Origin of the sequence: Glaciibacter kafniensis (assembly GCF_039538945.1) — a bacterium.
GTDB lineage: Bacteria > Actinomycetota > Actinomycetes > Actinomycetales > Microbacteriaceae > Cryobacterium > Cryobacterium kafniensis.
In genome coordinates this window covers 239439-261504 of sequence record NZ_BAABCN010000012.1, presented here as the reverse complement: position 1 = coordinate 261504, position 22066 = coordinate 239439, and the positions used below count along the sequence as shown (strand labels likewise).

Annotated in this window: 22 protein-coding genes; 12 read left to right on the top strand and 10 right to left on the bottom strand. The window is 65.4% G+C overall.

The genetic code is table 11. The features are described from left to right. Positions 1-17 precede the first annotated feature (17 nt). The 5 genes from ABD791_RS17360 to ABD791_RS17340 form a co-directional block, all read right to left on the bottom strand. The gene (locus tag ABD791_RS17360; protein ID WP_345069007.1) at positions 18-956 is read right to left on the bottom strand and encodes an NUDIX hydrolase; all 939 of its coding nucleotides are present in this window, start codon (positions 954-956) and stop codon (positions 18-20) included. A gap of 14 nt (positions 957-970) precedes the next feature. Continuing rightward, positions 971-3148 (bottom strand): RNA degradosome polyphosphate kinase, encoded by a 2178-nt coding sequence (locus ABD791_RS17355; RefSeq protein WP_345069005.1) that lies wholly within the window; start codon positions 3146-3148, stop codon positions 971-973. 168 nt (positions 3149-3316) lie between these two features. Continuing rightward, the gene (locus tag ABD791_RS17350) at positions 3317-3493 is read right to left on the bottom strand and encodes a hypothetical protein (protein WP_345069003.1); all 177 of its coding nucleotides are present in this window, start codon (positions 3491-3493) and stop codon (positions 3317-3319) included. A 97-nt stretch (positions 3494-3590) separates the two neighbouring features. Next, positions 3591-4745 carry a mycothiol synthase gene (gene mshD / locus ABD791_RS17345; RefSeq protein ID WP_345069001.1) on the bottom strand — a complete coding sequence of 385 codons (1155 nt, stop codon included), beginning with the start codon at positions 4743-4745 and terminating at the stop codon, positions 3591-3593. Then, positions 4720-5415 (bottom strand): winged helix-turn-helix transcriptional regulator, encoded by a 696-nt coding sequence (locus tag ABD791_RS17340; RefSeq protein WP_345068999.1) that lies wholly within the window; start codon positions 5413-5415, stop codon positions 4720-4722. Before ABD791_RS17340 ends, mshD begins: the two co-directional genes overlap by 26 nt. A 74-nt stretch (positions 5416-5489) precedes the next feature. Between ABD791_RS17340 and ABD791_RS17335 the strand changes: the two genes are divergently transcribed. From ABD791_RS17335 to ygfZ, 3 genes are all read left to right on the top strand, one after another. Then, positions 5490-5753 (top strand): hypothetical protein, encoded by a 264-nt coding sequence (locus ABD791_RS17335; protein ID WP_345068997.1) that lies wholly within the window; start codon positions 5490-5492, stop codon positions 5751-5753. 172 nt (positions 5754-5925) lie between these two features. Next, positions 5926-6540, top strand: coding sequence for a heme-binding beta-barrel domain-containing protein (locus ABD791_RS17330; protein ID WP_345068995.1), 615 nt, complete (start codon positions 5926-5928; stop codon positions 6538-6540). A 7-nt stretch (positions 6541-6547) separates the two neighbouring features. Then, positions 6548-7780 (top strand): CAF17-like 4Fe-4S cluster assembly/insertion protein YgfZ, encoded by a 1233-nt coding sequence (ygfZ, locus tag ABD791_RS17325; RefSeq protein ID WP_345068993.1) that lies wholly within the window; start codon positions 6548-6550, stop codon positions 7778-7780. A gap of 18 nt (positions 7781-7798) precedes the next feature. Here ygfZ and ABD791_RS17320 read toward each other — a convergent pair whose 3' ends face one another. After that, entirely contained in the window at positions 7799-8623 is an 825-nt protein-coding gene (locus tag ABD791_RS17320) for a class I SAM-dependent methyltransferase (RefSeq protein ID WP_345068991.1), read from the bottom strand. A 33-nt stretch (positions 8624-8656) separates the two neighbouring features. Here ABD791_RS17320 and ABD791_RS17315 point away from each other — a divergent pair, with 33 nt between their 5' ends. Next, on the top strand, positions 8657-9406 hold the full coding sequence (locus ABD791_RS17315) for a phosphoglyceromutase (RefSeq protein ID WP_345068990.1): 750 nt from the start codon (positions 8657-8659) through the stop codon (positions 9404-9406). Positions 9407-9503: 97 nt separating this feature from the next. Here the strand turns inward: ABD791_RS17315 and phoU are convergent, their stop codons facing one another. Next, complete coding sequence (gene phoU / locus ABD791_RS17310; RefSeq protein WP_345068988.1) at positions 9504-10160, bottom strand: phosphate signaling complex protein PhoU; 657 nt, start codon at positions 10158-10160, stop codon at positions 9504-9506. A 176-nt stretch (positions 10161-10336) separates the two neighbouring features. On the opposite strand from phoU, the gene ABD791_RS17305 reads away from it, so the two are divergent. Together ABD791_RS17305 and ABD791_RS17300 are read left to right on the top strand one after the other, a co-directional pair. Then, positions 10337-11521: a sensor histidine kinase gene (locus ABD791_RS17305; protein WP_345068986.1), complete on the top strand. Its 1185-nt coding sequence runs from the start codon at positions 10337-10339 to the stop codon at positions 11519-11521. Beyond that, the gene (locus ABD791_RS17300) at positions 11518-12198 is read left to right on the top strand and encodes a response regulator (protein ID WP_345068984.1); all 681 of its coding nucleotides are present in this window, start codon (positions 11518-11520) and stop codon (positions 12196-12198) included. The genes ABD791_RS17305 and ABD791_RS17300 overlap by 4 nt, the downstream gene beginning before the upstream one ends. Positions 12199-12288: 90 nt before the next feature. Here ABD791_RS17300 and ABD791_RS17295 read toward each other — a convergent pair whose 3' ends face one another. Continuing rightward, positions 12289-12840 carry a hypothetical protein gene (locus ABD791_RS17295; RefSeq protein ID WP_345068982.1) on the bottom strand — a complete coding sequence of 184 codons (552 nt, stop codon included), beginning with the start codon at positions 12838-12840 and terminating at the stop codon, positions 12289-12291. Positions 12841-13001: 161 nt separating this feature from the next. Here ABD791_RS17295 and ABD791_RS17290 point away from each other — a divergent pair, with 161 nt between their 5' ends. The 4 genes from ABD791_RS17290 to rlmB all read left to right on the top strand — a co-directional run bounded on the left by ABD791_RS17290 (position 13002) and on the right by rlmB (position 17407). Then, positions 13002-13484: a CarD family transcriptional regulator gene (locus ABD791_RS17290; RefSeq protein WP_345068979.1), complete on the top strand. Its 483-nt coding sequence runs from the start codon at positions 13002-13004 to the stop codon at positions 13482-13484. Between the two features lie 85 nt (positions 13485-13569). Further along, positions 13570-14850, top strand: coding sequence for a 2-C-methyl-D-erythritol 4-phosphate cytidylyltransferase (gene ispD / locus ABD791_RS17285; protein ID WP_345068977.1), 1281 nt, complete (start codon positions 13570-13572; stop codon positions 14848-14850). Beyond that, positions 14847-16262: a cysteine--tRNA ligase gene (gene cysS / locus ABD791_RS17280; RefSeq protein WP_345068975.1), complete on the top strand. Its 1416-nt coding sequence runs from the start codon at positions 14847-14849 to the stop codon at positions 16260-16262. The genes ispD and cysS overlap by 4 nt, the downstream gene beginning before the upstream one ends. Then, complete coding sequence (gene rlmB, locus ABD791_RS17275; protein ID WP_345068973.1) at positions 16262-17407, top strand: 23S rRNA (guanosine(2251)-2'-O)-methyltransferase RlmB; 1146 nt, start codon at positions 16262-16264, stop codon at positions 17405-17407. Before cysS ends, rlmB begins: the two co-directional genes overlap by 1 nt. A gap of 254 nt (positions 17408-17661) precedes the next feature. Here rlmB and ABD791_RS17270 read toward each other — a convergent pair whose 3' ends face one another. Beyond that, a complete protein-coding gene (locus tag ABD791_RS17270; protein ID WP_345068971.1) occupies positions 17662-18960 on the bottom strand; it encodes a DUF4032 domain-containing protein in 1299 nt (432 codons plus the stop codon). 92 nt (positions 18961-19052) lie between these two features. Here ABD791_RS17270 and ABD791_RS17265 point away from each other — a divergent pair, with 92 nt between their 5' ends. After that, positions 19053-20060: a malate dehydrogenase gene (locus ABD791_RS17265; protein ID WP_425562266.1), complete on the top strand. Its 1008-nt coding sequence runs from the start codon at positions 19053-19055 to the stop codon at positions 20058-20060. 29 nt (positions 20061-20089) lie between these two features. Next, positions 20090-20512: a hypothetical protein gene (locus ABD791_RS17260; RefSeq protein ID WP_345068969.1), complete on the top strand. Its 423-nt coding sequence runs from the start codon at positions 20090-20092 to the stop codon at positions 20510-20512. 204 nt (positions 20513-20716) lie between these two features. Here ABD791_RS17260 and ABD791_RS17255 read toward each other — a convergent pair whose 3' ends face one another. Continuing rightward, complete coding sequence (locus ABD791_RS17255; protein ID WP_345068967.1) at positions 20717-21814, bottom strand: ABC transporter ATP-binding protein; 1098 nt, start codon at positions 21812-21814, stop codon at positions 20717-20719. Positions 21815-22066: the final 252 nt, after the last annotated feature.

The following is a 22066-nucleotide window of genomic DNA, read 5'->3' as shown; positions in this document are numbered from 1 at the left end:
GAACACTCCCAAATGGGCTACATCCGCGGCGCGTGCGTTTCGATCGCGATGATGCCAGAACTCGGGTTGTCAGAAGAAAGATGCACGACCGAGAAACCGCCGGTCTCCAGGTCGGCCGCCGAAGAAATGTAGGAGCCGAGCGTCGTGCCGGTGGCCAACGCCATCTCCCGCAGAATCTCGGGCAGCACCGGCCCGTGGCTGCAGAGCACGGCGGTCTTGCGCGAGCGCACCCGCTTGCCGATCACGCTGCGCACATCGGCGCTGCCCTCTTCTTGGGCGGCCTGGCTGATCTTGTCGGTGCGTTTGATCGGGATGCCGGTGGCCGCCGACAACGGGGCCACCGTCGTCACGCAGCGGGTCGCCGTGCTGCTCACGATCCGACGGGGCTTCCAGGCGGTAATCGTTTCGACGACGCTGGCCGCCTGAGCGACGCCACGTTCGGTGAGCGGACGCGTGGCGTCCGGGCCATCCCAGCGGGCCGGGGGAAGGGCCTTGCCGTGACGCAGTGCGATCAGGGCGAAGGTGCTCGTCACCCCCGCATCGACGAGTTTCGCGAAGGCGTCGATGATCACGACATCCGGTTCATAGCTGAGGTAGGTGCGTGCCTTTTTGATGGTCACCCATTCGATGGCGGCCACCTCGCCGTTCGGCACGAACGTCGAGCGCTGAATCGCCTCTGGAGTGACCTCGGCCGCCCAGTAGTGCACGATCTTCTCGCGGGTGTTCGGCATCACGTAGCGCGAGATGCCGAGCGGAACACCGAGCGCGACGGCGAGTCCGGTCTCTTCTTCGATCTCCCGAACCGCCGTGCGGGGGAGCGATTCGCCCGGGTCAACTTTGCCCTTCGGGATCGTCACGTCGCCGTGCACTGTGCGGTGAATCAGCAGCACGTGCATCTTGCCGTCAATCAGGCGCCAACAGACGGCGCCCGCCGCGTAGACGGCCGTGTCAGTCATCGATTTCGTTGATTTCATCGACGGATGGCCAAACGCTTGCGGTGCCCGATCTGTTGCATGAGCCTATTTTGCATGTCATCGAGGAGCTGACCCGAATCGTCACGGTCGTGGCGCGTCCATTCACCGGTTTCACTCAGCCACCACGACGAGGTGCGGTCGTCCATGGCGCGCGCGAACAGGGAGTCGATCTCGGCGAGATGCTCGGGAGCGACAAGGCGTACGAGCGCTTCGACGCGGCGGTCGAGGTTGCGGTGCATCATGTCGGCGCTGCCGATGAACACCTGGGGGTCGCCGTTGTTGTGAAAGGAGAAGATGCGGGAGTGTTCCAGGTAGCGGCCGAGAATTGACCGCACACGGATGTTTTCGCTCATGCCCTCGACGCCTGGTTTCAGACTGCAGATGCCGCGCACCCACATATCAACCTTCACCCCGGCTTGGCTGGCTCGGTAGAGCGCATCGATGATGGCCTCATCGACCATCGAGTTGACCTTGATCCGGATGCCGGCCGGCCGTCCGTCGAGCGCGGCAGCCGTCTCATCGTTGATGCGCTTGAGCAGCGCCTTCCGTAGGTGCAACGGGGCTACCAGCAGACGCTTGAACTTTTTCTCGATGGCATAACCCGAGAGCTCATTGAACAGACGGGTCAAGTCTTTGCCGACCTGGGCATCCGCCGTCAATAGCCCGAGATCTTCATAGATGCGGCTGGTCTTCGGGTTGTAGTTGCCGGTGCCGATGTGGCTGTAGTGGCGCAGCACGCCCTGCTCCTGGCGCACGACGAGTGCGAGCTTGCAGTGCGTCTTGAGGCCGACGAGGCCGTAGACCACGTGCACGCCGGCCTTCTCGAGCTTGCGCGCCCAGGAGATGTTGGCCTGTTCGTCGAACCGCGCCTTGATCTCGACGAGGGCGAGCACCTGTTTGCCCGACTCGGCCGCGTCGATGAGGGCTTCGACGATGGGGCTGTCGCCCGAGGTGCGGTAGAGCGTCTGCTTGATGGCGAGCACGTGCGGGTCGGCGGCCGCCTGCTCGAGAAACGCCTGAACACTCGTCGCGAACGACTCGTAGGGATGATGCAGCAGGATGTCCCCGCGCGAGATCGCCGCGAAAACGTCGGGTTCTGAGTTGGGCTCCGGCGGCATCAACTGCACCGCGGTGGTCGGAACGTGCTTGGCGAAGTGCAGGTCGGGGCGGTCGATGCGGGAGAAATCGAACAGGCCGCCGAGGTCGAGCGGAGCCGGCAGTCGGTACACCTCCTTGTCGGTCACATCGAGTTCGCGCACGAGCAGGCCGAGGGTGACCTCGTCCATGTCTTCGGTGATCTCGAGTCGAATGGGCGGGCCGAACCGGCGGCGCAGCAGCTCCTTCTCGAGGGCCTTGATCAGGTTCTCTGTCTCGTCTTCCTCAATCTCGACGTCTTCGTTGCGGGTGACCCGAAAGACGTGGTGCTCGAGAATCTCCATGCCAGGAAACAGGTCGCCGAGGTGGTTGGCGATGAGGTCTTCGAGGGTGATGAAACGCAGGTGCTCGACGGGCTCTGCACGGTCGACGCGCACGAACCGCGGCAACATCGGCGGCACCTTGAGCCGGGCGAACTCCTGCTTGCCGGTCTTCGAGTTGCGCACCCGGATCGCGAGGTTGATCGAGAGTCCGGAGATATAGGGAAACGGATGCGCCGGGTCGACGGCAAGGGGCATCAACACCGGGAAGATCTGGTTCGAGAAGTAGTCGCGCAGCGACTCGCGTTCGGCAATGCTCAGGGTGTCCCAGTTGACGACCTCGATGCCCTGCTCGGCGAGGGCCGGCCGAACCAGATCGTGAAAGGCGAGCGCATGACGGTTCTGCAGGGCGTGAGCGGCCTGCGAGATGTCGGAGAGAACATCCTGGGGGGCGCGGCCGACGTTGGTGGGAACGGCCAGGCCGGTCAGGATGCGCCGCTTCAGCCCGGCGACTCGCACCATGAAGAACTCGTCGAGGTTGCTGGCGAAAATGGCCAGAAAGTTGGCGCGTTCCAGCACCGGCAGGTCGGGATCCTCGGCGAGCTCGAGCACCCGCTGGTTGAATGCCAGCCAACTCAGTTCGCGGTCGAGGTAGCGTTCGCTGGGCAGCGCGGGATCATTCGCACCGACCAACGGATCGAAGTCGTCGTCGAAGTCGCTGCCGAAGTCGGAGTCTGCCTGGATGTTGTCGCCGTCCATCCGTCCATCTTTGCACCGCCGACCAAACTTTCGGGGCGAGCTCGGTGAACGTCATGTGCTTTTAGGCGGAAGTCATGTCTGCGCCGCCTCTGCACCGCCGGATCTCTCTCGAATTGGAACGCCCATTCGACGGAGATTCTGCTCGAAAAAGCCGATTTGCGCCCGATTTCAGGCATTTTCGGTGAGATCTCCGTCGAATGGGGAACGGGTCTCCCGAGCCTGCACCATCTCGTTGGTCGAGCTTGTCGCCCCGGTGAGTCGATCTCGGGGCCCGGTGCCGTCGCGCGGGTCGGACGCCGTCGCGCGGGTCGGATGCCCGGCCGCCACCGAGCGAAATGCCGTCACGCGGGTCGGGTGCCGCTGCGCTGGTCGGCGCCAACCCGCGCCGCGGCGCTCGACCCGCGCGACACCGTTCCGGTGGTCGAGCCGGTCTAGATCACGATCACAATTCCGCTGAGCGGTGAGGAGCCCGCCGGTACTGCACGTCAATTGTGTGATCGACAAATCCCAGCGACCGGTACAGGTGCACCGCGCCCTCATTGTCTGCCTCCACGTAGAGCGCCGCTGTGGTGCAGCCGCGGGCGCGCAGTCGGCGCAGGCCCGCCTGCATCAGGATGCGACCTAGACCGCGGCCGGCGGCATCCGGATGCACACCGATCACATAGATCTCGCCGAGGCGGTGTCCCTCGGCGTCGGGTTCCTCAATCTTCAACCAGTTGTAGCCGATCAGACGGCCCTCGCCGGCGGGGGCGTCGGGCACGTCGCGAGCGAGCAAGAAATCACCGGCGTCGAACCAAGGCTCCGCCTTGCGGTCGGCGAGGTCGGCGAGCGTGACGGCACCCTGCTCCGGATGGCTCGCGAAGGTCAGCGCATTCAGCGCGACCCACTCGGCCTCGTCGACGCCCGGTCGAAACTCACTGATCACAATCGGGGGAGCGGACGTCGACGGGCCGGTCTGTGCAGGGGAGGAGCCGGATTCGCCGCTCACGGCGGGAACGGTGTCAGAGCTGGACTCGTCGTCGCTCAGCGGCATTCGCAGCTGGAGCAGCGTGCGCACGGGAGCGAACCCAAAGCGAGGGGCAAGCGCGCGGGCACCGGGGTGATCGCCGTGCGCCCAGGCGGTGAGTTCAGAGAATGCTTTCACCGCGTCGGAGTTCGCAGGGCCGGCCTTCGCTGCGTCGGTACCTGATGCGTCGATTTCGCTCAGCAGCGCCTCCACCGCGTCGGTGCCGAATCCGCGCCGGCGGTGCTCAGGCACAACTACCAGGTCGAGTTCGCCGTGGCCGATGATCGCAGCGCCAACAACGGTGTCGGCGTCGGGGTCAGCGCCAGCGCTAGTGCCAGTGTCGGCGCCAGCAGTGCCGGCGCCGTCGGTGTCAGCTGTTTCGGTGGTGTCAGCAGTGCTGCCGGTCGCGTTGTCACCCTGCGCCGCACCGACGATCAGCGCCGCCCGGCGTCTCCCCGCCGTCGCATCGAGCAGGCTCTGCTCGTTGAACGGGTGGTAACCGTCGAACCGGGTTGCCGCCTCGGCGACCTCTCGAAATGCGGCCGCGGAGGCGGCATCCGTTTGATCAAGAAACCTGAGTGAGAGCGACACGCGAGCCATTCTCCTCTTCATGCACGGTGAACCGATAGCCGACGTTGCGCACGGTGCCGATCAGCGACTCCTGGTCGCCGAGCTTGGCGCGCAAGCGACGCACATGCACGTCGACCGTGCGGGTGCCGCCGAAATAGTCGTAGCCCCAGACCTCGCTGAGCAGCTGCTCCCGGGTGAACACCCGAGACGGATGCGCCGCCAAGAAACGCAGCAGCTCGAACTCCTTATAGGTGAGGTCAAGCGGTTTGCCGTGAACCTTGGCCGAATAGCTCGCCTCATCGATCACGACGCCGGCAGCCCGAATCAGGGGAGCGGGAACGTCGCGTGGGGTGCGACCGGCAGCGAGACGGATGCGCGCATCGATTTCAGCCGGACCGGCCGAGTCGAGAATCACATCGTCGACGCCCCAATCAGGACTGACCGCCGTGAGACCGCCCTCGGTGATGATGAGCAGCAGGGGAGTCTCAGCGCCTGTGGACCGCAGAATCTGGCAGAGACCCTTGGCCGCGACGAGGTTCGTGCGTGCGTCGACGAGGATCAAATCCGATTCGGGCGCTACAAGGATCTGTCCCGGCTGGGCAGGGAGATATGTCATGCCGTGCGAGAGCAACGCCAGGGCGGGTAGAACATCATTGTTGACCGCCGAGGTAAGGATCAACAACTGTGCCAACCGCATCCTCCAAGGATCGTGCGCCAATACTACAGTGCGCGAGATTGCGGCTGCGGCAGGGCAGAATGGGGAGGGTGAAGAGGCAGTGGAAATCCGTCGCGGTGGTCTGGCTATTCAGCGCCGTCTGCGTGGTGCTCGTCGGGCTGCTCTCTGATCCCGGTCAGTACCTGGCCTGGATCGGCTTGTCTGCCGCCGGCTGCACCATCATGACCCTGTGCATCCAGCTCGCGAGCGGGCGTCCGGAAGGGTATGTGAACCGGGTGACCGCCAGCATCGTCGGCGCCGTCGTCGTTCTCGGCGCAGCGACAGGCGTATTCGCCGTGCTCGGACTGCTCTGACATCCGGCGTCGTGCGGGGCCATCGCCACGCCGCAGAGCAGTAGAGTTGAACCATGTCGCCGCTTGCATTCGAAATCCTCTTCCTCGGCCTCCTCGGACTGGCCAGCCTGTCGATCGTCTGGGTCTCAGCGGTCGTTCTTCTGAACCTCTTCCGGGGTCAGCGGTAGTTTCAATGATCGAACTGCCGGTCGGTCTGCCGCCCGAACTCGTTCCGCTGTCGTGGCTGATCGGGGTCTGGGAAGGCTCTGGCGTTCTGGACTACTCGATCGGTGACGACACCGTCACGCGCGAATTCGGCCACCGCCTGAGCTTCAGCCATGACGGATTGCCGTATCTGAACTACAGCTCGTACACCTGGCTCGAACCCGAAGAGGGCTCGGACAGCGACGAGAAGACCCCGCTGGCCACCGAGACCGGCTACTGGCGATTGCACCGGCCGCAGGGCGACGGCGATCCCGGTCCTGGGCTGTTGCCCGCGCTCGGGGCGATCCCGTTCAACGATGCTGAAGCCGTCGAGACCCTCCGCAATGACAGCGGCGGGTTTGATATCGAGGTCACCCTGGTGCACCCGGGCGGCGTCGCGGAACTCTACCTCGGACAGGTCGCCGGCCCCCGCATCGATCTGGCCACCGACGCCGTTGTACGGAGCGAGACCGCGAAGCCGTATTCGGCGGCGACCCGCCTCTACGGGTTGGTCGAAAATCATCTGCTGTGGGCGTGGGATATCGCCGCCCTCGGCCAGACCCTGCGCACTCACGCGTCGGGTCGCCTCGCACGAGTGGAATAGACACACCATGACCGAACCTCTGGTTTCCCCCCTTCTTGAGCTGGACGGGGCGGTGCAAGCCGACGGTCTCGACGCCGGCGTCGCCGCCCACTACGGCAACCCGATGATCGAACAGCGTCACCTACTGGCCGGTGAGGCGCTCGTCGATCTCTCCCACCGCGGCGTGCTCGGCGTGGCCGGGCCCGATCGGTTGAGCTGGCTCAACTCGATTTCGAGCCAGGCGCTGCTGGGGCTGACGCCGGGGGAGTCGACCGAAACGCTGCTGCTCGATCAGACCGGACGCGTCGAGTACGCGATGCAGGTGATTGACGACGGCGTTGAAACCTGGCTGCTCGTCGAAGCGGCTGAGCTTGCCGGCCTGCACGCCTGGCTCGACAAGATGCGTTTTATGCTGCGCGTCGAGGTGCGCGACCACACCGCCGAGTACGCGACGATCGGCACGATGGGGGCGGATGCCGCTGGTGAAGCTGGTGAAGCTGGCGCGGCGGGTGACGCTGGTGCGACCGCAATCTCCGGCACCAACCCGAGGCAGCACGCCGCGCTCACGCCGGCGGCTCCCAACGGTGTCCCGCTCGTCTGGAACGACCCGTGGGAGCAGGTGACGCCGGGCGGCTACCAGTACGCCGAGACGGCAGAGCACCCCGGGGCATCCTGGCACTGGTGCGAAACGCTGATTCCTCGTGCGGCGCTCCCCGAGGTGCGCAACGCCGTCGCGGCCGGCTCACTGCAGGTCGCCGGCATCCTCGCCTTCGAGGCACTGCGCATCGCAGCCTGGCGTCCGCGCCGCGCGCTGGAGACCGACGAGAAGTCGATCCCGCACGAACTCGACTGGCTGCGCACCGCTGTACACCTGAACAAGGGCTGCTACCGCGGGCAAGAGACGGTGGCCAAGGTGCACAACCTCGGACATCCGCCGCGTCGCCTGGTGCTGCTGCACCTCGACGGGTCTGACTCAATTCTTCCGGTGCACGGCGACGAGGTCTCGGCCGACCGGGTGCTCCCGGGTAACGAGCCAGAGCGGCGCCCGATCGGTGCCATCACTTCGAGTGCCCGGCACTACGAGCTCGGGCCGATCGCCCTCGCCGTGGTCAAGCGCGCGGTGCCGGCCACGGTCACCGTCTACGTCGAGTCGCAGGGCGTCTCGATCGCGGCCAGTCAAGAGGTCATCGTGCCGCAGTCGGCCGGCGCGGTGCTCGACATCCCGCGGATGCCGCGGCTCGGTATCCGTCCGCCGCGCTAGAAATCGGTGGTCGAGAGGCTACTCCCAGCGAAAGCCGATCGGCTCCACGGATGCCCACGGCAGGGTCAGCTCGCCGAGCTTCCAGCGCGCCGGCCCGCCCTGCACCGGCCAACCCTGCGCCTTGAGCGCGGCGACCGTCGCCACCCAACGCTGCTTCGGCCCATAGGCACCGAGAGGTGCCTGGTGCTGCCAATTGCGGTCAAGATCCCGCAGCAACTCGTACACTCGCTCGCCGGGCACATTGCGGTGAATCAGAATCTTCGGCAACCGCTCGGCCACGATCGACGGCCACTCCAGCTCGTCGAGGCGGAGCGAGATGCTGAACCGAGTGGGTCCGCCCAAAGCGACATCCACCCAGGCGTGAATGCGCCCGATCTCATCGCAGGTGCCGTCGATGAGCACGCCTTTCGGCTGCAACCGGGTCACCAACATCTTCCAGGCCGGCACCACCTCAGACTCGTCATACTGGCGCAGCACATTCTGTGCCCGAATGATCGCTGCGGTGCGCCCCTTCGGCAACGGAACTTCAAAGCCGCCGACCGCGAACGAGACATGCGCGTGGGCCGCGAAACCGGTCGTGCCCTCCCGCACCTCCGCGAGTTGCTCGTTCGCACCGCGCACCCGGGCCGGGTCGATCTCGAGGCCCAGCACCTGCACATCCGGTCGCTTCTTGGCCAGCCGGTGGTGGAGCTCCAAGCTGGTCACCGCGCTCGCGCCGTAGCCCAGGTCCACGACGAGCGGGTCGGTGACATGGCGCAGCACGTGGAGGTGGCCAATCCAACGGTCGATGCGGCGAAGCCGGTTCGTGTTCGTGGTTCCACGTGTGATTGTTCCGACCGGCATAATCCCATTGTCCTCTCTCGCTAGAGTTGAAACATGTCTGCGCCATACACACTCGTCCTCCTCCGTCACGGCAACAGCCTGTGGAACCAGCAGAACCTCTTCACCGGCTGGGTGGATGTTCGACTGAGCGAACAGGGAATCATTGAAGCCCGCCGGGCCGGCGAACTCCTCGCCGAAGCCGGAATCCTCCCCGACATCGTTCACACCTCGGTGCTCACCCGCGCCATCCAGACCGCCGACCTCGCTCTGGAGCAGGCTGACCGTCTCTGGATCGACGTCAAGCGCTCTTGGCGTCTGAACGAGCGTCACTACGGCGCTCTGCAGGGTCTCGACAAAGCTGAGACCCTGGCGAAGTACGGTCCTGAGCAGTTCCAGCTCTGGCGTCGCAGCTTCGACGTGCCTCCGCCTGTTTTGGCCGACGACGCCAAGTGGTCGCAGGTCGGCGACGCCCGCTACGCCAATCTCGGCGACGCTGTTCCCCGCACCGAATGCCTAAAAGACGTCATCGAACGGATGCTTCCCTACTGGGAGTCCGACATCGCCAGCGACCTCAAGACCGGCAAGACCGTGCTCGTCACCGCCCACGGCAACTCGCTGCGTGCGCTGGTCAAGCACCTCGACGGCGTCTCCGATGAGGACATCGCCGAGCTCAACATCCCGACCGGCATCCCGCTCGTCTACAAGCTGGGCGAAGACCTGATGCCGCTCGGCCCTGGCGAATACCTCGACCCTGAGGCCGCAGCCGCCGGTGCCGCAGCGGTCGCCGCGCAGGGCAAGAAGTAGCCCTCGCCACCGAACGAATGACGCCCCCGGGAGCATCTGCTCCCGGGGGCGTCGACGTTGCCGAAAAGGTGCACGGCGGGTGGTGCAGGGTGCGACGCTACGCGTTGCTGTCCTGGTGCCAGTCGCCGGTACCGAGATACTGAACCTTCTTCGCGATCGACACCGCGTGGTCGGCGAAACGCTCGTGGTAGCGGCTGGCGAGCGTCGCGTCGACGGTGTCTGCGGCCTGACCCTTCCAGGTCTCGCCGAGCACCGCGTCGAACACGCTGAGGTGCAACGCGTCGACCTTGTCATCTTCGTTGCGGATGGTCTCGGCCAGGTGCATGTCTTCGGTCGTCAGCAGCTCGGTGAGCTTGTTGGCAATCTCGACGTCGAGCGCGCCCATTTGGCGGAACGTCGGGCGCAGGCTCTTCGGAATCACCTTGTCGGGAAACCGGTAGCGAGCCAACTGCGCGATGTGAGTCGACATGTCGCCCATCCGCTCGAGCGAAGCGCTGATGCGCAGCGCACTGACGACGATGCGCAGGTCGCGGGCGACCGGCTGCTGACGGGCCAGGATGGTGATGGCCAATTCATCGAGTTCGACGGTCAGCAGGTCGATCTTGTCATCGTCGGCGATGACCTCCTCAGCGAGTCCGACATCAGACTCGTTGAACGCTCGTGTCGCTTTATCGATCGAGATCGCAACGAGGCGGGAAATCTCGACGAGACGCTCCTGCACCTCGGCAAGCTCCTGCTGGAATACTTCACGCATCGGTGTGGTCCTTCCTGGCCGCGCAAATCGCGGGCCGCTGAGACCCGACTGGTCCCCGAGCTATCGTGCCGGGGTCAGGTTAACGGCAGGTGCCGCGGGCTTGAACACTTTCTAAAGTATCGTGGCCGCTTGCGTTTACCGTCTTCGACGCGTTTGCGAGTCACTAACCTAGAAGAATGGAATCGACGTGGCTGGTGCTTGTCTGCCTGGCTTTGGGGTTGGCGGTCGGTGCCGGATTCGTCACTTTGCTCTACGCGGCTGAACGACACGGCCGGCAGGCAGCAGAGGTGGTCAACCCCGCGGTTCCCGACGGGATCGACCAGGTGCTCGACGCACTCGAGTCGGCCGGGGTTGTGCTCGATCCGTCGAACAACGTTGTCAAGGCCTCCCCGGGCGCGCTTTCACTCGGCCTGGTCTTCAACCGTCAGCTGGTGCATCCCGAACTGCTCGACCTGGTCGGCCGGGTGCGGCGCACCGGCGAGACGATCACAGAAGACCTCGAGCTCGCCCGCGGCCCCTTCGGCGAGGCCAGCATGCATTTTCGAGTGCGCCTGGCCACGCTCGGCACCCGCTATGTGCTGTTGCTGGCCGATGATCACACCGAAGCATTCCGGCTCGATGAGGTGCGCCGTGACTTCGTCGCGAATATCAGCCACGAGCTGAAGACTCCGATCGCTGCGGTCGGTTTGCTGGCCGAGGCTCTCGATCAGGCAGCGGATGAACCGGTGCAGGTTCGCCGGTTTGCCAACCGGTTGACGTCGGAGTCGCGTCGCCTCGCCCGCCTCACCCAGGAGATCATCGAGCTGTCGCGCCTGCAGGCCCAGGAAGCGCTCGAACTCCCCGAACTGGTCAGTGTCGATGCGATCGTCGCCGACGCCGTCGATCAGAACCGGGTCGTCGCCGGCGCGGCGAATATCACGATCGCCGTCGGCAAGAAGACCCGTGCCTACGTCTATGGCGACGAGCAGCTGCTGGTGATGGCGGTGAACAACCTCGTGGCCAACGCGGTGGCGTACTCCTCGGAGGGGTCGCGGGTCGGTGTCGGCGTGCGCCGCAACGACGGTGCCGTCGAGATCACCGTCACCGACCAGGGCGTCGGCATTCCAGAGGCCGACCTCGACCGGGTTTTTGAGCGGTTCTTTCGAGTCGATCAGGCGCGGGCCCGCAACACCGGCGGCACCGGCCTCGGCCTCGCGATCGTCAAGCACGTCGTGCAGAACCACGGCGGCGACATCCGCGTCTGGTCGCAGCTCGGCCACGGCTCGACCTTCACCATCAGAATTCCGGAAGCCCCGGTGACCGACCACAACTCACTTCCCACCACCACCGCTTTGGCGGCGACAGGAGACACCACCCCGTGACACGCATTCTTCTGGTTGAAGACGAGAGCGCACTGAGCGAACCGTTGAGCTTCTTGCTCGAGCGGGAGGGCTACGAGGTCGTGGTAGCCGAAGATGGGCCGAGCGCCCTGGCCGAGTTTGACCGCGCGGGCGCCGACGTGATCCTGCTCGATCTGATGCTGCCCGGCATTCCCGGCACCGAGGTCTGCCGCGAAATTCGCACCACGTCAAACGTGCCGATCATCATGCTGACGGCCAAAGACTCCGAAATCGATGTCGTCGTCGGCCTCGAGCTCGGGGCCGACGACTACGTCACCAAGCCATACTCGACGCGCGAACTGCTTGCCCGCATCAGGGCGGTGATGCGGCGCCGCATCGATGAGGGCGACGACAGCGAGAACGTGCTGAGCTCCGGCACCGTGCAGATGGACATCGAACGCCACACCGTGTCGGTGTCGGGCGCGGTCGTTCCCATGCCGCTCAAGGAGTTCGAGCTGCTCGAGTTTCTGCTGCGCAATGCAGGCCGAGTGCTCACCCGCGGACAGCTGATCGACCGCGTCTGGGGAACAGACTATTTCGGCGACACCAAGACCCTGGATGTGCACATCAAGCGCATCCGTTCGCGCATTGAGCAGACGCCATCAGAGCCGACGATGCTCGTCACGGTTCGCGGGCTGGGCTACCGCTTCGAGGCGTAGGCCGGCACGTCGGCAGGCGCCGGAGCAAAAGAAAAGCCCGCATCCGGGTGGCGAGAGCCGATCGGATGCGGGCATTTCTGTGAAACGAAGTTACGGGGCCGGCGTCTCCGTCGGCGTGGCGGCCTCGGTCGGCTCCACAGCGGGAAGCTGCGTGGCCTCCTGGGTCGGAGTCGGGGTCGGCGTCAACGTCGAGTACTGCGGCAGCTGATTGGTCAGAACCGGAACAAGAAGCTCGACACCGGTCTCTTCGCCGTACTGGAAGAACACGGGGAGCAGCGCACCTGGAATGGTGTCGATGTTCTCGAGCGCGACGCTCGGGTAGCCCTTGTCACCGATCGGAATCGTCGAGTTGCCGGGAATTTCGACCTCCTGCGAGACCTTCTTTCCCTTCGACTCGAACTGGATCGCCAGGTTCTGCGACGTGACGCCGGAGTTCACGACGGTGACGAGCAGGTTGCCCAGCTCGCCATTGTCAGAGATGACAATGGCGTTACGGATGGCGAGTTCACCCACATTGCCACTGACGCCATCACTGGCGTCATAGTGATTCGTGGTCGCCTGGGGTGCAAACAAGTTGCAGGCGCTCGTGCCCAACAGAATGCCAGCCGCCAAAACGACGGATGCAGCGATACGCGCCCTCACAAGACCTCCACAACGGTTCGACGTTCAACCTGACCGGTCAGAACGCCGCAAAATTACGCTTTGAGTTATAGCTTATCGGTGTTCTCGGGCGAGAGCGTGCGGGCCGAACCCTACCATTGGGGCCTGTGGTATCCTAGAGGTTGCTGAAGGGATACAAATACATGCTGTTTGAGGTTGGCGAAACTGTCGTATATCCCCACCACGGAGCCGCAACTATCACTGAAGTGAAGACGCGGATCATCAAGGGTGAAGAGAAACTCTACCTGAAGCTCAATGTCACCCAGGGCGACCTGACCATCGAAGTCCCTGCCGAGAATGTTGACCTCGTCGGCGTTCGCGACGTGATCGGTCGAGAAGGACTCGACAAGGTTTTCGATGTGCTGCGCGCACCGTTCACCGAAGAGCCCACCAACTGGTCGCGTCGCTACAAGGCAAACCTCGAAAAGCTCGCCTCCGGCGATGTCATCAAGGTGTCAGAGGTCGTTCGTGACCTGTGGCGTCGTGACCAAGATCGCGGACTCTCCGCCGGAGAGAAGCGGATGCTGGCCAAGGCGCGTCAGATCCTGATTTCTGAACTGGCCCTAGCCGAGAAGACCGACGAAGAGAAGGCATCAACCGTTCTCGACGAGGTACTTGCCTCGTAGTTTTTTCATCCCTGTCAGGCGGCGCCGCGAGGTGCCGCCTTTCTCATTCCTTCAGCCCACTCCTCCCAGCAGATAGCCTCCACACATGACTGAACTGCACGCCCCGACCGTCGCGGTCATTGTCGTCGCCGCGGGCAGCGGCACCCGGCTCGGTCGCGCGCAGCCGAAGGCGTTCGTTCCGGTCGCCGGCGTGCCCATGCTTGAACGCGCACTCGAATCCGTTTTTGGGATGCGCGAGCCGACGCAGGTCATTGTCGTCGCCCCTGAAGCGTTGCTCGCCGACGCCCGCACGATGGGCGATCGCGCGGCCCGCGGCATCCCTGGCGGGTTCGCCGGCATTGGGACCGTTGTCGCGGGCGGCGACACTCGACAACAATCCGTCAACCGGGGCCTGGCCGAGCTGCAGCCCGCAATTCGTACCGTGCTGGTGCACGACGCGGCCCGCGCTCTGACCCCGTCGGCGCTGTTCGACGCGGTAGCCGACGCCGTTCAGTCCACCGGGGCAGGGGTGTTGCCCGGTCTTGCCGTCGTCGACACCATCAAACGGGTCGACGCCTCAGGCGCGGTGCAGGCCACGCTCAACCGGTCGGAGCTCGCCGCCGTGCAGACACCGCAGGGTTTTCCGCGCGGGCTGCTTGTCGAGGTGGCTGAGACTGCCACCGCAGCGGCCATCGCCGAAGCGACGGATGACGCGGCGCTGGTTGCCGCCGCCGGCCATCCGGTGCGTGTCATCGCTGGTTCTGCTCTCGCTTTCAAAATCACCACTGACGCCGATCTGCGCCGGGCCGAGCTACTGCTCGCCGAGCGAGCGGATGCAATCGCACCCCCGGCCCCGATCCTCCCGCGCATCGGCACCGGACTCGACGTGCACGCCTTCGACGACGCCTCCCCGCTCTGGCTCGCCGGCCTGCACTGGCCGGGGGAGCGCGGACTCTCCGGGCACAGCGACGGCGATGCCGCCGTTCACGCCATCTGTGACGCGCTGCTCTCCGCGGCAGGGCTCGGCGATATCGGTGGCGTCTTCGGCACCTCTGACCCGCGCTACGCCAACGCGCACGGTGAACTGTTCCTGCGCGAAACGCTGCGCCTGCTCACCGAATCGGGATTCCGGGTCGGAAACGTTGCAGTGCAGATCATCGGCAACCGCCCGAAGCTCGCCCCGCGTCGGGCCGAAGCCGAAGCCTGGCTCAGCGGCATCCTCGATGCCCCGGTCAACGTGTCAGCGACGACGACCGACGCACTCGGTTTCACCGGTCGCGGCGAGGGTATCGCCGCGTCGGCCACCGCCCTCATCGTTCCGGTTGCGGCGCATGCGGCGACGACCCCGGTAACCGTGCAGAGTGCTGTCCTAAGCTGGGAGGCGTGACTGTGCGACTTTACGATTCGAAGGCTCAAGCCCTTCGCGACTTCATTCCCCTCGTGCCCGGGAAAGTCGGGATCTACGTCTGCGGTCCCACCGTGCAGTCGTCGCCGCATATCGGCCACCTGCGCAGCGCCCTCGTCTACGACCAGCTGCGCCGCTGGCTGGCCTACCGCGGCAACGACGTGACCTTCGTGCGCAACGTCACCGACATTGACGACAAGATTCTGGTCAACGCCCAGGGTTCGACCGAAGAATGGTGGGCTCTCGCCTACCGCTACGAGCTGGAGTTCACCGCCGGCTACCAGCGCCTCGGCATTCTTGCTCCCACCTACGAGCCGCGGGCGACCGCCAGCGTGCAGCAGATGCAGGAGATCATCGAGCGTCTGGTCGACCGCGGCCACGCCTATCCGGCCGCCGACGGCTCCGGCGACGTCTACTTCGCCACCGGCAGCTGGCCGGCCTACGGTGAGCTCACCCGGCAGAGTCTTGACAACATGGAAGCCGCAGCAGATGCCGACCCGCGCGGCAAACGCGACCCCCGCGACTTCGCGCTCTGGAAGGGACACAAGGCCGATGAGCCTGCGTCTGCTTCGTGGCCGTCGCCCTGGGGCGACGGCCGACCCGGTTGGCACATCGAATGCTCGGCCATGGCGGCCCGCTACCTCGGCAGCCAGTTCGACATTCACGGCGGCGGCCTCGACCTGCGTTTTCCGCACCACGAGAACGAACTCGCCCAGTCCACTGCGGCCGGCGATGCCTTCGCCAATTATTGGGTGCACAACGGCCTCGTCAACGTCGGTGGCCAGAAGATGTCGAAGTCGCTCGGCAACTCGGTCTTCGCGGCCGAACTGCTTGAGCAGGCTCGCCCGATCGTCGTGCGCTACTACCTGGGCGCCGCCCACTATCGGTCGACGCTCGACTTTCTGCCCGGCTCCCTCGCTGAGGCCGAGGCGGCGCTCGAACGCGTCGAGAGTTTTCTCGACCGCGCCGACCGCCGACTCGCCGACACCCGGTTCGCCGCGTCCGGCGTCGAAGTGGTGCCCGATGAGTTCGCTACGGCAATGGACGACGATTTGGCCGTTCCGCAGGCGCTCGGTGTGCTTCACGACACCGTTCGGGCCGGCAACGCCGCGCTCGACGCCGAAGACCTGCACGCCGCAGCATCCGCCCGCTCTCAGGTTCTCGCCATGAGTGAGGTCCTCGGAATCAACCCCCTGTCGCCCGGTTGGGCCGTGGCGACGGATGAACCAGCCATGGTCGCACTGACCGCCCTCGTCGAGCGCCTGCTCGCCGACCGGGAAATCGCCAGGCAGAGCCGCGATTTTGCGGCCGCAGACCGAATCCGGAGCGAACTCGTCGACGCCGGAATCACCATCGAAGACACCCCATCGGGTGCCCATTGGAGTTTTGACTAATGAAGAACACAGATCGCAAGGCGCGCACCGGAGCCGTGCGCAAGGGCGCCAGAGGCCCGCAGGTCGGCTCGGGCGGCCAGGGTCGCCAGGCCCTCGAAGGTAAGAAGCCGACGCCGAAGGCCGTCGACCGTCCGTACCACCCCGCAGGCAAGCGCAAGGCCGCTCAGGAGCGGTTTGCCGCAGCAGGCGGCACCCGCACGCGTAAGGCACCCGACGGCGCCGAGACGCGCGGCGGCTACCAGGGCGGTGCACAGGGCGGCGGAGCTCGTGGCGCAACCCGCGGCGGAACCGGCAACACCGGCGGCGGCGGTTCGTCGACGCGCAACGTGAAGCAGATCGACGAGCACGAAATCGTGACCGGCCGCAACTCGGTGCTCGAGGCGCTGCGCGCCAAGATCCCCGCGAAGGCCCTGTACATCGCGACGCGCATCGAAATGGATGACCGCACCAAGGAGATCCTGTCGATCGCCACCGGCCGCGGCATCCCGATCCTCGAAGTGATGCGTCCGGAGCTCGACCGTCTCGCCGGTCGTGACTCGGTGCACCAGGGAGTCGCGCTCAAGGTTCCGGCCTACGAGTACGCGCACCCGATCGAACTGCTCGAGCTGACCATCAGCCGCGGCCACAAGCCGTTGTTCGTGGCCCTCGACGGCATCACCGACCCCCGCAACCTGGGTGCGATCATCCGTTCGACCGCCGCATTCGGTGGTCACGGTGTGATCGTGCCTGCGCGTCGCTCGGTCGGCGTCACGGCGTCGGCATGGAAGACCTCGGCCGGTGCCGCAGCCCGCACCCCTGTCGCCATGGCGACCAACCTGACCGCGACGCTCAAGGCGCTCAAGGAGCGCGGTGTGTTCGTGCTCGGCCTCGACGGCGACGGCGACGTGTCGCTGCCCGGCCTGAGCCTGGCCGACCGCCCGATCGTGATCGTCGTCGGCAGCGAAGGCAAGGGGCTCTCGCGCCTCGTCGCCGACACCTGTGACGCGATCGTCTCCATCCCGATCAGCGCCGCCGCCGAGTCATTGAACGCCGGAATCGCCGCGAGCGTCACGCTCTACGAGATCTCGCGTCTGCGCGCGGAGCACTCCAGCGCGAAGGCCGCGACGAAGGCAGCGACCAAGGCTGCGAAGGCTGCAGCGGTCTAGCGTTCGCGCTCTCGCTTAACGAAAACGGTGCCGTCCCCGTGGGGGCGGCACCGTTTTTCGCATCTCGGTGGTCGAGGAGCAGCCGACGCAGGAGGCCGCGTCTCGAGATCCCGCGAGCCGATCTCCAAACCCAGTGAGCCGATTTCGCCGACTTTGACACTTCCGGTCGAGATTCCCTGGTGTGCCGGTCAAACTCGACCGAAAGTGTCAAGCTCGGCGCAGCTGATCCGCCGCACGGGCGGCCCGGGCGGCGACTAGACCTTCAGCCGCCAGTCGCTGTCATCGTCGGATGCCGCGGCACCGGCCACCGAGATTGGCATGGTGATCGAGCCCGTCGGCGGGTCGATCACCGTGACCTCATCGCGGCGGTGGCGCAGAACATCCTGCACATACGAGGTGACGGCCTCGGCCAGAGGAATGTCGCGGCCCTGGTTCTGGGCCATGAACCAGCGGTGGTCGAGCAGCTGGTGAAAGACCTCGGCCGGTTCCAACTTGCCCTTGAGCTCCCGCGGAATCGCGCGCACGACGGGCTCGAAGACGCGCACGAGCCACTCGTGGGCGACCATCTCTTCGTCGGCTTCCGGGTTGCCGTAGCTGGCCGTGTAGGAGTCGAGGTCGTTCAACAGGCGCCTGGCCTGGTTCTCTTCGGCGTCGAGCCCGGTCAGGCGCAGCAGGCGGCGCTGGTGGTGGCCGGCGTCGACGACCTTCGGCTGAATGCGCACGGTCGTGCCGGTCTCGTCGGTCTTGATGCCCAGCTCCTCGATGTCGAAACCGAGGTGGTTGAGGCGCTCCACGCGCTCGGTGATGCGCCAGCGCTCGGAACTGTCGAACGATTCAGAGCCGGTCAGCTCCTTCCAGAGCGAGCGGTAGGCGGCCACGATGCCGTTGCTGATGCGGATGGGGTCGAGTTCGTCGGCGACGCGGCCACCGGCCTCGAGGTCCATCAGCTCGCCGGCGATGTTCACACGCGCGATCTCGAGGTCGTTTTCACGCTGCCCGTTCGAGAGCCCGCCAGGATAGAGTTGGCCGGTCTCGGCATCCACCAGATACGCGGCGAACGCGCCGGCATCACGGCGGAACAGCGTGTTCGACAGCGAGACGTCGCCCCAGAACAGGCCGACCATGTGCACGCGCACGAGCAGCACGGCGAGGGCGTCGACCAGACGGGTCGCGGTGTCGGGCCGCAGCGTCTGTGAATAGAGCGCCCGGTAGGGCAGCGAGAACTTCAAGTGCCGGGTGACGAGCACCGACTTCAGCGGGGCGCCGTCTTCATCGGTGCGATTGGTGATCACGGCGAGCGGCTCGACGCAGGGCAGATCGAGACCCTGCAGTCGGCGCAGCATGTCGTACTCACCCTTGGCCATCTCGCTCGTGGTCTCTTTGATCGCGACGACGCGACCGCTGAGGTGGGCGAAACGAACAAGGTGCCGCGAGATGCCCTTGGGCAAGGCCGCGATGTTCTGATTCGGCCAGGCGTCGAGGGGGAGATGCCACGGCAGATCGAGCAGCGCCGGGTCGGCCGTTGCCGAAAGAATATTGAGAGAACCGCTCATGACTCGAGCCTACCGGCGTCAACCTGGGTGAGTTTCCCGGATGCGGTCGAGAGCGACCGCGGCAGGGCCGGCGCCAGGATTAGGCTGGCACCGTGAACCCCATTCCCCGCTCGACAGCTGCCCCCGTGACCGTCACCCTGACCGGAGCGGGCGGCCAGATCGGCTACGCGCTTCTCTTTCGCATCGCGTCGGGCCAGCTGCTCGGACCCGACGTGCCGATAAGGCTCAGAATGCTCGAAATCCCCGGTGGGCTTGCCGCCGCGGAGGGCACGGCGCTGGAGCTGCAGGACAGCGCGTTCCCTCTGTTGCACTCGGTCGAGGTGACGGATGATGTCACTCGCGCGTTCGACGGAACCAACGTCGCGCTCCTGGTCGGCGCGCGCCCGCGTGGTCCCGGCATGGAACGCGGAGACCTCCTCGAAGCCAATGGCCAGATCTTCGGACCCCAGGGTGCGGCGATCAACGCCGGTGCCGCCGATGACGTGCGGGTGGTTGTCGTGGGAAACCCGGCGAACACCAATGCGCTGATCGCCTCGGCTCACGCCCCCGATGTTCCGGCGGAACGGTTCACCGCGCTCACTCGTCTCGATCAGAACCGGGCCGTCGGCCTGCTGGCGGCGCGCCTCGAAGTGCCGGTCGGTTCCATTTCTGATCTGACCATCTGGGGCAACCACTCGGCGACGCAGTACCCCGACGTGTTTCATGCGCGTTCCGGCGCGACGCCGATCGTCGATCTGGTCGATGAGCGCTGGTTGAGCGACGAGTTCATTCCCCGGGTGGCCAAGCGCGGCGCTGAAATCATCGCGGTGCGCGGTGGGTCATCGGTGGCCTCGGCCGCGAACGCGACGATCGACCATGTCTTCGACTGGGTCAACGGCACCGGCGAGAGTTGGACATCCGCGGCAATCGTCTCTGACGGCTCCTACGGGGTTCCGGCTGGGCTCATCTCCTCGTTTCCGGTGCGTTCGGTCGACGGTGCCTGGCAGATCGTGCAGGGCCTCGAGATCAACGCGTTCTCACGTGCGCGCATAGACGCATCCGTCGCGGAGCTGATCGAGGAACAGAGCGCGGTGCGGGCACTCGGGCTTCTGCCGAGCTGACCCACGGCCCACGGTTACGAAGGAGCGTCATGCACAAGTCAGCGACATCGGTCGATGAATACCTGGAGGGGTTGGAGGGCGAGAGCGGGGAGGCGATTCGCGCACTCGACCTGCTCATTCACCCGCTGCTGAACGGGCTCTCCCGCACACTTTGGGAGGGCGTGTTCCGGGGCGGTACAGAGCAGCAGATCATCGGCTACGGCGACCTGGTGCAGACACGGTCCCGTGGAATCGAGGTCGAATGGTTTCTGATCGGCCTCGCCACGCAGAAGAACTATCTCAGCCTCTATGTGAACGCTGTCGAAGACGGCGAATACCTCGGACAGCAATTCGCCGCATCGATCGGCGCCTCGAAGGTCGGGGACAGCAGTCTGAGCTTCGCCCGTTTCGAGGACATCGACCTCGACGTGCTCACCGACCTCATCATTCGCGCCCGCGCGTCGGTCGGCTAAAGCCGGCCTGCCAACGACGAGGGGCCCGGCCACCTTTCGGTGTGCTTTGGGATTCTCGCCCGTCTGAGTGTTGCGGGTTAATGACGAGGGGCCCGGCCACCTTTCGGTGTGCTCTGGGATTCTCGCCCGCCTGAGTGTTGCGGGTTAACGATGGAGGGCCCGGTCACCTTTCGGTGACCGGGCCCTCCATCGTGATGGTGAGTCTTAGTCGGTGACTGCTCCGCCGAGGCGCAGGCCGTTCTCTGCATCGAAGAGGTGCACGTGGTTCGGCGTCGGGGTCAGGTAGACCTTGTCGCCGGCCGACGGGTGAACACGACCGTCGACGCGCGCAACGATGTCGGTGCGCTTGCCGGCGATGGTGGAGTGACCGTAGAGGTAACCGTCAGCACCGAGTTCTTCAACCAGGTCGACGTCGATCTCGAGGCCTTCGCCCGGGGTCGACGACACGTGAATGTCCTCGGGGCGAACACCGATCGTGACCTGCTGGCCGGATGCGCCGGCGAGGGTCTCGCGAGCAACCGGAACGGTCGAGGTGCCGAACTTGACGCCACCGTCAACAGCATCAGCCAGGAACAGGTTCATGGCCGGGCTGCCGATGAAGCCGGCAACGAAGACGTTGTTCGGCTTGGCGTAGAGGTCGCGCGGGGTGCCGACCTGCTGCAGCAGACCATCTTTCAGCACGGCGATGCGGTCGCCCATGGTGAGCGCCTCAGTCTGGTCGTGGGTGACGTAGACGGTGGTGACGCCGAGACGGCGAACCGTCGAAGCGATCTGGGTGCGAGTCTGAACGCGCAGCTTGGCGTCAAGGTTCGACAGCGGCTCATCCATGAGGAACACCTGCGGCTGACGCACGATGGCGCGGCCCATGGCGACGCGCTGACGCTGACCACCGGAGAGAGCCTTGGGCTTGCGGCCGAGGTAGGGCTCGAGGTCGAGCATCTTGGCGGCTTCGAGAACGCGAGCGGCGCGCTCGTCCTTGTTGACGCCGGCGATCTTGAGCGCGAAGCCCATGTTCTCGGCAACCGTCATGTGCGGGTACAGAGCGTAGTTCTGGAAGACCATGGCGATGTCGCGGTCTTTCGGCGGAACATCCGTCACGTTGCGCTCACCGATGAAGATGTTGCCGTCGTTGACCTCTTCGAGGCCGGCGAGCATGCGCAGGGAGGTGGACTTTCCGCAGCCGGACGGGCCGACGAGAACGAGGAATTCACCATCGGCGACGTCGAGGTCAAGCTTGTCGACGGCCGGGCGAGTGGAACCCGGGTAGAGACGGGTTGCCTTGTCAAAAGTGACAGTAGCCATGTTTCTATATTCTCCTTCACCGGCAGGTACGTGCCGGACGATCCTTAGTGATGGGATTTATTGATCGCAGCGCCCGTGAGCGCGCGCGATCGAAACTCAGTATGACACGCGCGGAGCACAGTTCCGAAACCGTGAATGGTCGCGGGCGTTCTGCTGGCGGTCACCCCCCGTTCGGGCGCTGTGTGGCCCTTTCCCAGACAAGCAACCTACTATTTGAGAGCATTTGCATAGAGCTTGCGTGCAACCCCACGT

Coding starts and splice junctions, on each gene's coding strand:
- ABD791_RS17360 (WP_345069007.1), bottom strand. CDS start 956: ATGACTGACACGGCCGTCTACGCGGCGGGCGCCGTCTGTTGGCGCCTG.
- ABD791_RS17355 (WP_345069005.1), bottom strand. CDS start 3,148: ATGGACGGCGACAACATCCAGGCAGACTCCGACTTCGGCAGCGACTTC.
- ABD791_RS17330 (WP_345068995.1), top strand. CDS start 5,926: ATGATCGAACTGCCGGTCGGTCTGCCGCCCGAACTCGTTCCGCTGTCG.
- ygfZ (WP_345068993.1), top strand. CDS start 6,548: ATGACCGAACCTCTGGTTTCCCCCCTTCTTGAGCTGGACGGGGCGGTG.
- ABD791_RS17320 (WP_345068991.1), bottom strand. CDS start 8,623: ATGCCGGTCGGAACAATCACACGTGGAACCACGAACACGAACCGGCTT.
- ABD791_RS17315 (WP_345068990.1), top strand. CDS start 8,657: ATGTCTGCGCCATACACACTCGTCCTCCTCCGTCACGGCAACAGCCTG.
- phoU (WP_345068988.1), bottom strand. CDS start 10,160: ATGCGTGAAGTATTCCAGCAGGAGCTTGCCGAGGTGCAGGAGCGTCTC.
- ABD791_RS17305 (WP_345068986.1), top strand. CDS start 10,337: ATGGAATCGACGTGGCTGGTGCTTGTCTGCCTGGCTTTGGGGTTGGCG.
- ABD791_RS17290 (WP_345068979.1), top strand. CDS start 13,002: ATGCTGTTTGAGGTTGGCGAAACTGTCGTATATCCCCACCACGGAGCC.
- ispD (WP_345068977.1), top strand. CDS start 13,570: ATGACTGAACTGCACGCCCCGACCGTCGCGGTCATTGTCGTCGCCGCG.
- rlmB (WP_345068973.1), top strand. CDS start 16,262: ATGAAGAACACAGATCGCAAGGCGCGCACCGGAGCCGTGCGCAAGGGC.
- ABD791_RS17270 (WP_345068971.1), bottom strand. CDS start 18,960: ATGAGCGGTTCTCTCAATATTCTTTCGGCAACGGCCGACCCGGCGCTG.
- ABD791_RS17260 (WP_345068969.1), top strand. CDS start 20,090: ATGCACAAGTCAGCGACATCGGTCGATGAATACCTGGAGGGGTTGGAG.
- ABD791_RS17255 (WP_345068967.1), bottom strand. CDS start 21,814: ATGGCTACTGTCACTTTTGACAAGGCAACCCGTCTCTACCCGGGTTCC.